Here is a 13,132-nt window from a genome sequence, read left to right on the forward strand (position 1 = left end):
TGGCATCCGGCGCGATAGTTAGGGCGTCGCGGTGCAGACAATATGTTCAGTACAGGAGCGAACCATGAGTCTCAGTGTTTATTCGGCCAGGCTTTCTGTGGCGCAGGGGATTTATCAGTTACTGAATCCGATCCCTTACGGTTTTTTTGTGGGCGCCATGATTTTTGACATCATTACCCTCTATAGCCCTGAGGTGCTGTGGCAGAAGAGTGCCAGTTGGTTAATTACTCTCGGCCTGATATTTGCCATTATTCCGCGACTGATTAATTTGGTGCAGGTGTGTCGAGGTCCCCGTAGATCCGCCCTCAGTGCGGACCGCTTAGGCTTCTGGTTCAACCTGCTCGCCATCGTAGCCGCGATCGCGAATGCCTTTGTTCACAGTCGGGACGCTTATGCCATTGTGCCCGAAAATGCCATGTTATCGGTGATCACCGTGATTTTCCTTGTTATCGCGGTGTTGGTCGCCGCGACGTCTTCACTCACGCTGACCGGAGGTCGCCAATGAAAATCAGCACCCCATTATGCCCGCTAGTGCTGGCCGGTTTATTGGCACTGAGCGGCTGTGATCAACAGGCGAAACTGACACCTCAGCAGCAATCAGGGGCAGACCCGCAACTTCCGGCAGCTCAGAATTTTATGATCCCGCCGATGCAGGTTCCCAAAGCGGCGGGCTGGGCACAGGGCGCTATGCCAAAAGTGGCGCCAGGCTTGCACATTGAGCGCATTGCCGCCGATCTGAAACATCCCCGTCAGATCTATGTACTACCAAATAATGACATTTTGGTGGTGGAAAGTAACAGTCCTGGTACGGAAGCGGTCACGACGCCTAAGCAGTTAATTGCCAGCATGGTGAAAAATCAGTCTGGGAAAGGGGCAAAAGGTGGAAATCAGATCACGTTACTGCGCCAGACAACCAATGGCTGGGAAAAACATCTTTTTCTACAAAACTTGAATTCACCGTTTGGGGTTCAGTTGATTGGTAATACCCTGTATGTGGCCAATACCATTAATATTATGCAATACCCGTATCGACCCGGTGAAACCGAGATAACCGATGCAGGTAAAGAACTGGCGGATTTGCCGGATACTATCAACCACCACTGGACGAAATCGCTGCTGGCCAGCCCAGACGGTAAGTCATTGTTTGTCGGGGTCGGTTCTAACAGTAATATTACCGAGAACGGACCGGAGGTCGAGTATCGCCGCGCCGATGTCCTGCAGGTCTTTACGGACACTGGTGCCAGTCGAGTCTATGCCAGCGGCATCCGTAACCCGACAGGACTACAATGGGAGCCGGTTAGCGGTAAACTGTGGGCCATCGCCAATGAACGTGATGAAATCGGCGCCGATTTGGTACCAGATTACCTGACCTCGGTGACACAAGGGGCCTTTTACGGTTGGCCGTACAGTTACTATGGTCAGCATGTGGATCCGCGTGCACAGCCGCAGCGGCCGGATCTGGTGGAAAAGGCAGTCAAACCTGATTATGCCTTGGGATCGCATGTTGCACCGTTGGGTCTGTGGTTCTATACGGGGCATCTGCTCCCTGCACAATATCAGGGTGGGGCGTTCATAAGCGAACACGGCAGTTGGGACCGCTCACCGCTTAGTGGCTATCAGGTGTCTTATGTCGCATTCCAGCAGGGACAGCCAACGGGAAAACCCATACCGGTGGTAACGGGATTTTATTCGGATGACCAAAAATCCCTGTATGGTGCCCCAGTTGGCCTGATGCAAGATCAGCAAGGTGCACTGATTATTGCTGATGATGTCGGTAACAGTGTTTGGCGAGTCACCGGCGGCTAAAGTAAGCTGCTCTCCTACCAAGGACGGTAGGGGAATATCAGTCAGTTACCAAAGGTGGCAGACTTTTTGAACGTCGACAGAAATAATCTGATGTATTCTGAAAAATAAACTGTGAAATCATTCAGATAATCATTGGTATACTTAGGCTTTACCCTTACGACACTGTGTTCGGTATTGATGAAGCCTGACAGCCAATGACTAAAAAAAACCGATTTTCCCGCCGCCACTTTCTATTATCTGGACTGGCGGTCAGTCTGCCCGCTTTGGCGAAAGAAGAGTTTGCTAACTTGATTTTTACGCCACTGCATCAGCCTGTCTCCGCCACTCCTACCACAGTAGTGACCACGTCATCGTCTGCACAAAGGATCAATACCCGTAAACTGGTCATGATTGACCCAGGACATGGCGGTAAGGATCCCGGCGCCATCGGTGAAAGCGGTGAGGAAGAAAAACACGTGGTGCTGGATATTGCTCATAATTTGCGGCGTTTATTTGAACATCATCCGCATATTGAGGTGCGATTAACCCGCGAAGATGATCACTTTATTCCCCTTTATCAGCGTGTTGAGATCGCTCACCAACATAATGCTGATATGTTTTTATCGATCCATGCGGATGGCTTTCCCAAACCGCAAGCTCATGGTGCCTCGGTGTACGCGCTTTCCACCCGCGGCGCCAGCAGCACTATGGCCCGCTATCTCTCCCAGCGGGAAAATGCGGCAGATGATTATGCGGATATCAGCGTCCAGACAAAAGATGCTCAGTTGCAGAGGGTGTTATTCGATTTAGTGCAGAACCAAACGATTAAAAGCAGCCTCGATCTGTGCCGACATATGATTAGCCACCTGCGTACGGTACACACTATGCACAGCTACCATCCCGAACAGGCGGCCTTTGTTGTACTCAAATCACCGTCTATTCCTTCTGCGTTGATCGAAACGTCCTTTATTACCAATCCCCAAGAGGAACACTTGCTGGGTACGCCGCAGTTCCGAATGAATATTGCCAAAGCCATCGCCGGCGGTATCGAAAGTTATTTTTCCTGAGACAGTGAGGCCTTGCCGACATACACTTAGACAGATAGGAAAATATCCTACACACGGACTGTGGTGAGTGTTAATGAGGGATCTTTCAGGCAGTGACAGCCACTGCCTGGTGGGTTGCGTAGAATCGATTATGGCTTGCTGAGGTCTGTTGCGACGTGATTCGCTCCTGTCGCGAGGCTGAAATCAAAGGCGTGACTGACATCTACCGGCTTGGGTAACACTTTCTCTTGATAGAAGACATCCGCTGAGTGTTGCAGCGCTTTTTGTAGTGATGAATTAAAGACGACTGGAGATATTTGGGCACTGGCTATCCATGCTTGGGTGACATTACGGGGCATCTGTAACTCATCAGCGAGTGCCACTGAGAATTGTTGAGGGTGCTGCTGTGCCCATCGTTGCGCTTTTGCCAACCGGGTCAGTAAGTCTTCGATGGCTGCGCGTTTATCACTATGGATCGCTTCCTCACGGGCAATGACGAACGAATACCCGCTCATTATTCCTTTGCCGCCACCGCCCGGAACCCGCTGAGCGTTATCAAGGAGCAACGCCGATGACAGATAAGGTTCCCAGGGGATCCAGGCATCGACTGAACCGCTTGATAAAGCAGCTCGGCCATCGGTGGGGGTGAGATAGCGAATTGATACATCGGTACGGGTTAATCCAGCCTTCTGCAGTAATCCTAGTAATAAGTATTCACCCCAGCCACCACGATTGACGGCGATGCGTTTTCCTTTAAGGTCACTCAGAGAATGTATCCCAGAATCAGGTCGTGTGATTAGGGCAATGCTGTCCGGATTGTTTTTCCAGGCACCTACCGCTTTCACCGGTGCGCCAGCAGCGAAGACATAGAGGAAGGGTAAATCGCCTGTAAAGCCGACATCTAGTGCCCCAGCATTTAAGGCTTCCTGAACTGGTGCTCCGGAATCAAATGAGCTGAGGGTAAGATGATAAGGAAGATGCTGTAGTTCACCTGATGCTTTGAGTGCCACTAATCGGTCACCTTTCACATCACCTATCCGTAGGGTGACGGGCTGGGCTGCAAATCCAGCGTGTGCAGAAATCGCTGCCAATAATATTAATGAACGTGCGCGTAATCTCATTAGGCTCTCCTTAATGACTGCGTTTCGGCAGCGACCTTTTGACGGGTAAGTGGGATCAGATGCTTGCCGTATTCGATAGCATCATTGAGTGGGTCGAAACCTCTAATCAGTATTTTATGAATACCGAGCCGGTAATAGGCCAGTATTGCTTCTGAAACCTGATCTGCGGTGCCGACCAGAGCGGTGGAGTTATAGCCACCTGATACCAGTCGGGCAATACCGGTCCATAGGCAGGTATCCAGCCATTCTCCTTGTTCTGCCGCATCGCGAAGTCGTGCTGAGCCAGTACTTTGCGGTTTCGGCAGTCCGAAATGGTGGCCTGACTCAGCGAGCTGTTGTTCCGCGACCCGATAGATATGCGCGGCTTTTTCACGAGCCTCTTGTTCCGTTTTGCCGATAATGGGACGGAATGAGATACTGAAATCAATATTGCGTTGATGCCGTGCCGCACTGGCCTGCACTGCTTTTACGGTTTCAGCGGCACCAGCCAGCGGTTCTCCCCACAGTGCATAGGTATCTGCGTACTGGCCCGCAATTCTGATTGCATCCTGAGAGGCACCGCCAAAGAAAACGGGTAAATGGGACTGCCGGGGTTTGAGCGCGGAGAAGGCGGATTCAGCCTGATAATAATGGCCTTGATGCTGGTAAGGTTGCTTGTAAGTCAAACTTTTCGCGATGACCTCAAGAAATTCCTCAGTACGCGAGTAGCGTTCTACCTTGCTAAGGAAATCGCCATCCCGACGTTGCTCGGGATCGCTGCCGCCACTGATGATGTGTACCGCAAGGCGCCCATCGAGTAACTGATCCAAGGTTGCTAACTGACGGGCTGCCAGAGTTGGAGAGACAAAGCCAGGACGGTGTGCCAGCAAAAACTTTAGACGTGAAGTTTGACTTCCTGCCAATGCGGTGACTAAGAAACCGTCTGGTTGATCGGACCAATATCCGACTAACACGCGGTCAAACCCAGCCTTTTCATGGGCTTGTGCAAACTCACTAATATATTTTTTATCAAAGACTGGACCCTGAGACGGGATAATTTCTGATGCCAATCTGTGTCCAATCATTCCTAAAAATTCAATACTCATATAGCCCCCTACGGCATCTATCAGGCAGTACGTGACGGTTAGGACAGCATAGGGAGGATATAAATATGAGTGAAGCATGTATTTTTTATAAGCTAATATAAAATTTTAGCATATAAGGCTGGCAGGTGGGGGGGTAATTACCGTCTCTCACTCTGTAAGCGACCGCTATATATCTACAGGGTCAGCTGCAATAGTGGCGGTACAACCCCTCACAGACATCCCTCCCATCAGGGCTTATGCCACACTCCATTTGCCTACTTCAGTGACGTACATTCTCTTCGAAAGTAGGGGGCTCCTTTTAGTACTTTGCTGGGTGAGTAACACCGTTAGACAGCCGTACTAGTCAACGCTGATTGTCATCTTAGCTTAGCGAAATTAATGATTTCACGGATGTTTCACGGCTGCATAAGATGCCTATGACTTATTGCACACCATAGGAAAGACCAAAGGGGCCTTTATGTACAGACCATTATTTGCCGCACGCCTTCGTAGGAGCCGCTGGAACGGCTTCGGTTTGCCTGCGTCCTTCAGCACCTTAGTGAAGCAGGTGATGATTCTGCAGAAGGCTCTATGTTGTCTTTCGGCTCACTCTGGCGCGGACACCACGCTAAGGGGATCTACTCCCACATCATTTTTACGCAGGGTACGACCGACTCTCGTCGCCTCGATCGTCGTCAGAGTGGGGTGAGTAATGATTAAAACACTTTCTCTTTTTCTGATGTTGTTCGGTGCCAGCAGCGTGGCCAATGCCGCAGAGGTCACCCTACGGGTTGCTGACCAGAAAGGCGGGATGCGTGCCGTACTGGAAGCCGCCAACAAACTCAACCAGTTGCCTTATCATCTGCAATGGACTGAGTTTCCTGCGGCAGCGCCGCTGGGAGAAGCACTTAATGCGGGTGCAGTCGATGCGGGCATTATCGGTGACGCACCGCTGTTATTTGCCCAAGCGGGCGGTGCACAGGTGAAAGCCATTGCGGTTGCTAAATCTAATCCTTACGGTACCGCATTGCTGGTCAACAATAACAGTCCCCTGAAGTCAGCACGTGACTTGAAGGGGAAAAGTATCGCCACCAATCGTGGTTCGATTGGCCATTTTGTTGCTTTGAAAGCATTGGCGAGTGCGGGGTTAACGGCCAAGGATGTGACTTTTCGGTATCTACCGCCAGCAGATGCCAAATTAGCCTTAAGCCGAGGGGATGTTGATGTCTGGGCCACCTGGGAACCCTACACCGCCTATGCCGAAACTCAAGATCATATGCGGGTACTGGTTAATGGGCGCGGGTTGTGGTCAGGGAATACTTTTGTTGCTGCGACCGATTCAGCGTTAGCGGATCCGGCTAAACGCAAAGCATTGCAGGATTTCCTACAGCGACTGGCCAGTGCTCAGCAGTGGGCCAATCAGCATCCCGATGCTTATAGCGCAACCTTAGCGAAAATGATTGGCTTCCCCGTACAGGCGGTGAAACTCTCTTTTACCCGAAAAAATATGGTCTGGCAGCCGATTGATGCTGCCACCGAGGCGGAACAACAACAGACCGCGGATTTCTATCATCACAGCGGCTTGTTACCAAAAGCCTTACAAGTCGCTCCGGCTTTTGACCGCAGTTTTCTTCTTCACTCGGGGGGCAGCCAAGCAACCTCCGCCGCGAATCATTAATAGGACAGTCTCTTATGGCCATTTTTCCAATCGGTACCACCGTGACTAATGAAAAGAGTGCCCGTCGGTACAATGTACCATTACGGCGTTTATCCAATGCCCTTGTTCCCTGGGCTGTACCTATTGCCATTGTAGTTATTTGGCAGTTGGCAGCGCAGGCTGGCTGGTTATCGGTACGGATTTTACCGGCACCGGTGACGATTGCGAAAACGTTTTGGCGCATGACACTCAGCGGTGAACTCGGCAGTAACTTGGCAATCAGTACCGCCCGTGCATTGACCGGTTTTGTGATCGGCGGCTCGATTGGATTGGTACTTGGCTTTATCACTGGACTTTCACGCTTAGGGGAACGCTTGCTGGATACCTCGGTACAGATGCTGCGTAATATTCCCCATCTAGCACTGATCCCGCTGGTGATTTTATGGTTTGGGATTGATGAAACTGCCAAAATTTTTCTAGTGGCACTTGGGACGCTGTTCCCAATCTATCTGAACACCTATCACGGTATCCGCAACATTGACCGCGGCTTGCTGGAGATGGCTCGCAGTTACGGTGTTAGTGGATTCAGATTGTTTCGGCAGGTGATCCTGCCCGGAGCATTGCCCTCGATAATGGTTGGTGTTCGCTATGCCCTGGGCGTGATGTGGCTAACGCTGATTGTGGCTGAAACGATTTCATCGGATTCCGGTATCGGCTATCTGGCAATGAATGCCCGCGAATTTTTACAGACCGATGTGGTGGTCGTGGCCATTATCTTATATGCGCTGTTAGGAAAAATCGCTGATGTCCTGACGGTAGCTTTAGAACATATTTGGCTGCGCTGGCATCCGGCTTATCAGTCGAAGGAGAAATAATCATGACGACCTGGCAACAAACTGACGGCACAGCGCTAAGCGTTCGACATCTCAGCAAGCATTATGGCGGTACTCCGGTCCTGAATAACGTCGATCTCGAGATCAAAGGTGGTGAGTTTATTGCCGTGGTCGGGCGTAGTGGATGTGGTAAAAGTACCTTTCTGCGGTTACTGGCCGGATTGGAGCAGGCCAGCGGTGGGCAATTACTCAGCGGTCAGCAGTTGCTGGCAAGCGTTCAGGAAGATACCCGACTGATGTTTCAAGAGGCGCGGTTGCTACCGTGGAAAAGTATCCGCGATAACGTCGGCCTGGGACTGAAAGGACAATGGCAGGATGCGGCGGTGGAGGCGCTACGGGCTGTCGGGCTGGCAAGCCGCGCTGGGGACTGGCCTTCGGCTTTGTCCGGAGGACAAAAGCAACGTGTGGCACTGGCACGCGCCTTGATCCACCGGCCTAAATTGTTACTGTTGGACGAACCCTTAGGGGCATTAGATGCATTGACTCGCTTAGAGATGCAGGAACTGATCGAATCCCTGTGGCAAAAGCACGGCTTTACGGTGGTGCTGGTGACCCATGACGTCAGCGAGGCTGTGGCGCTAGCAGATCGGGTGATCCTTATCGATCACGGCCACATTAGCTTGGATCTGCCAGTTGATGTACCGCGTCCGCGGCGTCGCGGTAATGCACAACTGGCCGAACTGGAGGCAGAAGTCCTGAATCATATTCTGACGCCCCCCGCCTCTGCCCTGGGATCGGTAAGGAGAAGTGCATGATAGCACCACATCCGGAGCGCCTCGGTCGGTTTATTAATCAGCTGTCGGCAATACTTGATCAGCTTCCGGCGCATCAACAAGGGGAGATCCTGTCCCGTAGTACCCCTTTAATGGCTGAGTTGGTTCGCGAAGATGACTGGTTAGACGCGACCTTTGCTGAACCACACCCGCAACATTATCAACAATATCTATTGTACCTCGATCCCGAAGCCCGTTTTTCCGTGGTTAGTTTTGTGTGGGGGCCGGGTCAGGAAACTCCCATACATGATCACGGTGTTTGGGGATTAATTGGCATATTACGTGGGGCAGAGCAGTCACGCAGTTTCAGTGTTGATAACAGCGGGCAACTGGTTGCAGGTGATTGTGTGGAGCTACGCCCAGGAGAAGTAGAAACCCTTTCACCGTTGGACGGAGATATCCACCAAGTACGCAATCTGTTCAGCGACCGAGTCTCAGTCAGTATTCATGTTTATGGTGCAGATATTGGTAAAACGGAACGGCGCGTCTTCTTGGCCGATGGCAGTGAAAAGCTCTTTATTTCGGGCTATGCCAATGTCCCTGTAACCCAACCACGGAGTCGTCACTGATGGAAAAAAATCTCTATTTTGCACTACGCAGTGCCGGAGAGATCCGCCAACAGTTGTTGGACGGTCAAGAAGTAGCGCTGGTGGATGTCCGCGAAGAAGCCCCCTATGCGACTGGACACCCGCTATTTGCAGTGAATATCCCGTTATCGCGACTGGATATTGATGTCCTTAGCCGTATACCGCGATTGTCGACGTCGGTGACGGTCTATGATGATGGCGAGGGCTTAGCGCTGCGGGCTGCACAACGCTTGCAACAGTTAGGCTACAGTGATGTGGCCTTGTTGCAAGGGGGGCTTGATGGCTGGCGTAGTCAGGGGCTGGAGCTATTTATTGATGTCAACTCACCCTCCAAAGCCTTTGGTGAACTGGTCGAACACCAGCAGAAAACACCGTCATTGGCTGCTGAAGAGGTTGCCGCACTGTTACAGCGCTCTGAAGATGTTCGTGTGGTGGATGTGCGTCGTTTCGATGAATATCAGACCATGAATATTCCCAGTAGTACCAGCCTGCCTGGCGGTGAATTACTGCTACGGATCCGTGATTTACTGCCTTCAGCGCAGACGACTGTGATTGTTAACTGTGCCGGACGTACCCGCAGCATTATTGGTACCCAGACCCTGATTGATGGTGGACTGGAGAATCCCGTTTATGCGTTACGTAATGGTACCATCGGCTGGACTTTGGCCGGTCAGACCTTGGAAAAGGGCCAGTCGCGACAGTATGGCGAACTGAGTGCCGCGACCACTGCTCGGGCACGGATAGATGCTCGTCGTGTGGCAGAGAAATACGGGGTTAAAGTTATTGATGCTCAGCAGTTAGCTGACTGGCAACAGCAGAGTGACCGTACCTTGTATCTGTTCGATATCCGTAGTGAAGCGGAGTACCTGGCGGGTCATTTGCCTGGTAGTCGTCATGTGCCCGGCGGGCAACTAGTTCAGGAAACCGATCACTATGCGAGTGTGCGGGGTGCCAGAATTGTACTGATTGATGATCTGCAGGCCAGGGCTGACATCACGGCTTCTTGGTTGGCGAGAATGAACTGGGAGGTGGCAGTACTTGATCCTGAACAGGCGATAGCCTTTAGCGAAATAAGACGCTGGCAGCCTCCTGTGCCAGAGGCCGGTTTACATCCAAGTGCTGAACCGGCGATTGTGGCCAATTGGTTAGAGAGTGGGACGACCCAGGTCCTCGACTTTACTACCAGTGCTAATTACGTCAACGGCCACATTCCGGGCGCTTATTGGTTATTGAAAGCAGATCTGCCAACCTTGGCCGCGAAGGGGCAACTGCCGGCAGCTGAACGTTACGTTGTCACGTGCGGCAGCAGCTTATTGGCAAAATATACTGTCAATCAGTTGCAGTCGCTGACCGGTAAGCCCGTGGTGGTGCTTGAAGGCGGTAATGCGGCGTGGCGGACCGCCGGGTTGCCGCTTGTGACCGGTGAGAGTGCATTGTTATCAGAACGTATTGATCGCTATCGGCGGCCTTATGAAGGTACCGATGTGCCACCTGAGGTAATGCAAGGGTATCTGGACTGGGAATATGGACTGGTGGCTCAGTTAGATAACGATGGTACCCACGGTTTCCGTAGCTGATCACGGCCTGCGGCCCTACATCGGCCATTAGGTCTGCCGCTGACATAATTCCCATGACAGTGTGCTGCGGGTGGATTATCTTATTGATGATAATAAGAGATTCCAACAGGCAAACCTTAATGGCCGGTGAAAAAATGACAGAAACTCGAAAAAATGTGGCCGCCGCCGATACGGATCGATCACTGGATAGGTTCGATATCGCAATACTGAAGATCCTGCAAAAAGACAGCTCGGTCTCTAATGTGGCCTTGGCGAATAAAATAAACCTCAGTCCGCCGGCCTGTCTGCGCCGCGTAGAACGCCTAAAACAGCAAGGTTTTGTTCAAGGAACTGTCGCGTTACTCAACCCACAAGCCCTAAAAGCAGGCCTGGTGGTGATGATTGGGGTCGTTCTCGATAGGTCTACCCCGGAAATCTTCAAAGAGTTTGAAGGGGCAGTCCATAACATTCGTGGTTGTATGGAGTGTCACATGGTCAGCGGTGAGTTTGACTATATTATGTTGTTGCGCACCACCGATAATCAGAGTTTTAACAAGCTGCATGCGGAGCAGTTACTGTTCCTGCCAGGTGTGAGGCAGATCCGTTCGTTTATTGGTTTACGTGAAGTGTTCTCTACTACCGAAATTCCCCTCTAAATTTTGTTCATCCCGGGTCGCAGACAGTGTTCCTGGGTGATCAGTTTACTTCTCCCGATCGCTTTTTAACCGTTTTTCGGCTTTCAGCCTGTTTATTTGGTGTTGCGTTTAGCACCAGAAAACAGGCTGTAACCCTGCCTGTCGCTAACCTATTATCAGTTCGTTTTAATTCATTGAAAATATTGGATATTTTATTTAACCCTTTAGAGGGTGACATTTTAATTGAGAAATATTATTTCTAAAAAATTGATTTGATCATAATTAAATTAAGTTTAATTGTTTTTTGTGTTTTTTTTATTACGTAAGTTTCATAAATTACGAAATTTACAAAAATAACGAATACTGTAAGGTAGTGATCAACAACTTAAGGGGCCGGAATCGTTATCCGGGCTACCAATATCACCAGGAGATAAATGATGAATCTTGAGAAATTTGCCCGTTACCCGTTAACTTTCGGACCCTCGCCAATCACCCCTCTGAAACGTCTGAGTGCGGAACTAGGTGGTAAAGTTGAAATTTATGCGAAACGTGAAGACTGCAACAGTGGTCTAGCGTTTGGCGGTAACAAAACCCGTAAAATGGAATACTTAATTCCTGAGGCTCTGGAGCAGGGTTGTGACACTCTGGTGTCTATCGGTGGGATCCAATCGAACCAGACCCGTCAGGTTGCTGCGGTTGCTGCGCATTTGGGCATGAAATGTGTGCTGGTTCAGGAAAACTGGGTTAACTACTCTGATGCCGTCTATGACCGTGTCGGTAACATTGAAATGTCTCGTATCATGGGCGCCGATGTACGTCTAGATTCTGCGGGCTTCGATATCGGTATCCGCGAGAGCTGGAAACAGGCGATGGATGAAGTAAAAGAGAAGGGTGGTAAGCCTTTCCCAATCCCGGCCGGTTGTTCTGAACACCCATACGGGGGTTTAGGTTTCGTGGCTTTCGCCGAAGAAGTCCGTCAGCAGGAAAAAGAGCTGGGCTTTAAATTTGACTACATCGTAGTCTGTGCGGTTACCGGCAGTACTCATGCAGGTATGGTGGTCGGCTTTGCTGAAGACGGTCCATCACGTAAGGTTATCGGAATCGATGCTTCTGCAAAACCAGAGAAAACCAAAGCGCAGGTTCTGCGTATTGCGCAAAACACCGCTAAACTGGTTGAACTAGATCGTGAAATTACCGAAGAAGATATCATTCTTGATACCCGTTACGGCGGACCTGAATACGGTCTGCCAAACGAAGGTACCTTAGAAGCGATTCGTCTGTGTGCCCGTACCGAAGGTGTACTGACTGACCCAGTTTACGAAGGTAAATCTATGCACGGTATGATTGATATGGTGCGTAACGGCGAATTCCCAGAAGGTTCTAAAGTGCTTTATGCACACTTGGGGGGAGCACCGGCCCTCAACGCTTACAGCTATATCTTCCGCAACGGCTAATGACCTTGTAGTCGTCAATGTTAAAAACCGGTTCTCTGAAAAGAGAATCGGTTTTTTGTTGCTAAGTACCTGCTTAGCAAGCATCTTCACTTTTCGTCGTCTATTGTCCGACAATTGACCCTAGACTGGGGTTTCTTATCTATAGTACTCCTACCATCCACTATTACGGCTAAACCCACGGCTGCAAATAATATTGCACCTATCCTCAGTGCTGCACTTTGGCGTTTTAATTTCCCCTCTTAGTTGGGGTTGTGTTCGGGCCGAGGTCACACGCAAGCTATTTTAGGGTCCTAAGCACCATCATAATGCCTTTATTTGGCGCAACACTGTCAGCGTAACGGGCAGGTGTAAGTGTTTTTTCCTACAAATGCCGATTGTCAGTGATTCGCGGCATAAAGTGCCGATGCCATTTATGCAAAAGGCATTTAATGCCAATTAAAAAGATGGCACATAAACTGCATCCTTATAAAAGGCCTAGCTGCACAACTCATTGAATTTTGACGAAGAGGTCAGGTTGTATAGGCGGAGTCGACTAATTGATTATCAGATAAATAATCTCTC

General features: G+C 50.5%; 13 protein-coding genes. 11 read left to right on the top strand and 2 right to left on the bottom strand.

Translation table 11 applies throughout. From position 1 onward, the window contains the following. The first annotated feature begins 64 nt into the window (after positions 1-64). The 3 genes from DW47_RS0112330 to DW47_RS0112340 all read left to right on the top strand — a co-directional run bounded on the left by DW47_RS0112330 (position 65) and on the right by DW47_RS0112340 (position 2,852). Positions 65-505, top strand: coding sequence for a DUF2231 domain-containing protein (locus tag DW47_RS0112330; RefSeq protein ID WP_029686715.1), 441 nt, complete (start codon positions 65-67; stop codon positions 503-505). Continuing rightward, the gene (locus tag DW47_RS0112335; protein WP_029686716.1) at positions 502-1,806 is read left to right on the top strand and encodes a PQQ-dependent sugar dehydrogenase; all 1,305 of its coding nucleotides are present in this window, start codon (positions 502-504) and stop codon (positions 1,804-1,806) included. Before DW47_RS0112330 ends, DW47_RS0112335 begins: the two co-directional genes overlap by 4 nt. A gap of 194 nt (positions 1,807-2,000) precedes the next feature. Continuing rightward, positions 2,001-2,852 (top strand): N-acetylmuramoyl-L-alanine amidase, encoded by an 852-nt coding sequence (locus tag DW47_RS0112340; RefSeq protein WP_029686717.1) that lies wholly within the window; start codon positions 2,001-2,003, stop codon positions 2,850-2,852. A gap of 128 nt (positions 2,853-2,980) precedes the next feature. Here DW47_RS0112340 and DW47_RS0112345 read toward each other — a convergent pair whose 3' ends face one another. Together DW47_RS0112345 and DW47_RS0112350 are read right to left on the bottom strand one after the other, a co-directional pair. Then, positions 2,981-3,952 carry an ABC transporter substrate-binding protein gene (locus DW47_RS0112345; protein WP_029686718.1) on the bottom strand — a complete coding sequence of 324 codons (972 nt, stop codon included), beginning with the start codon at positions 3,950-3,952 and terminating at the stop codon, positions 2,981-2,983. Further along, positions 3,952-5,037, bottom strand: a complete 1,086-nt coding sequence (locus DW47_RS0112350) for an LLM class flavin-dependent oxidoreductase (RefSeq protein ID WP_029686719.1) — start codon at positions 5,035-5,037, stop codon at positions 3,952-3,954. The genes DW47_RS0112345 and DW47_RS0112350 overlap by 1 nt, the downstream gene beginning before the upstream one ends. A gap of 570 nt (positions 5,038-5,607) precedes the next feature. Here DW47_RS0112350 and DW47_RS17810 point away from each other — a divergent pair. From DW47_RS17810 to DW47_RS0112385, 8 genes are all read left to right on the top strand, one after another. Next, complete coding sequence (locus DW47_RS17810) at positions 5,608-5,736, top strand: hypothetical protein (protein ID WP_277618937.1); 129 nt, start codon at positions 5,608-5,610, stop codon at positions 5,734-5,736. Continuing rightward, positions 5,729-6,694 (top strand): ABC transporter substrate-binding protein, encoded by a 966-nt coding sequence (locus DW47_RS0112355; protein WP_051150941.1) that lies wholly within the window; start codon positions 5,729-5,731, stop codon positions 6,692-6,694. The genes DW47_RS17810 and DW47_RS0112355 overlap by 8 nt, the downstream gene beginning before the upstream one ends. A gap of 14 nt (positions 6,695-6,708) precedes the next feature. Next, positions 6,709-7,548, top strand: a complete 840-nt coding sequence (gene ssuC / locus DW47_RS0112360) for an aliphatic sulfonate ABC transporter permease SsuC (protein ID WP_051150942.1) — start codon at positions 6,709-6,711, stop codon at positions 7,546-7,548. 2 nt (positions 7,549-7,550) lie between these two features. Further along, positions 7,551-8,321, top strand: a complete 771-nt coding sequence (gene ssuB / locus DW47_RS0112365; protein WP_029686722.1) for an aliphatic sulfonates ABC transporter ATP-binding protein — start codon at positions 7,551-7,553, stop codon at positions 8,319-8,321. Next, a complete protein-coding gene (locus DW47_RS0112370) occupies positions 8,318-8,908 on the top strand; it encodes a cysteine dioxygenase family protein (protein ID WP_029686723.1) in 591 nt (196 codons plus the stop codon). The genes ssuB and DW47_RS0112370 overlap by 4 nt, the downstream gene beginning before the upstream one ends. Further along, a complete protein-coding gene (locus DW47_RS0112375; protein ID WP_029686724.1) occupies positions 8,908-10,503 on the top strand; it encodes a rhodanese homology domain-containing protein in 1,596 nt (531 codons plus the stop codon). The genes DW47_RS0112370 and DW47_RS0112375 overlap by 1 nt, the downstream gene beginning before the upstream one ends. Before the next feature lie 134 nt (positions 10,504-10,637). Next, positions 10,638-11,138: a winged helix-turn-helix transcriptional regulator gene (locus tag DW47_RS0112380; RefSeq protein ID WP_029686725.1), complete on the top strand. Its 501-nt coding sequence runs from the start codon at positions 10,638-10,640 to the stop codon at positions 11,136-11,138. Positions 11,139-11,554: 416 nt separating this feature from the next. Then, on the top strand, positions 11,555-12,571 hold the full coding sequence (locus DW47_RS0112385) for a 1-aminocyclopropane-1-carboxylate deaminase (RefSeq protein WP_029686726.1): 1,017 nt from the start codon (positions 11,555-11,557) through the stop codon (positions 12,569-12,571). Positions 12,572-13,132 lie beyond the last annotated feature (561 nt).

This window comes from Tatumella saanichensis (assembly GCF_000439375.1).
In the GTDB taxonomy this organism is placed as follows: Bacteria; Pseudomonadota; Gammaproteobacteria; order Enterobacterales; family Enterobacteriaceae; genus Tatumella; species Tatumella saanichensis.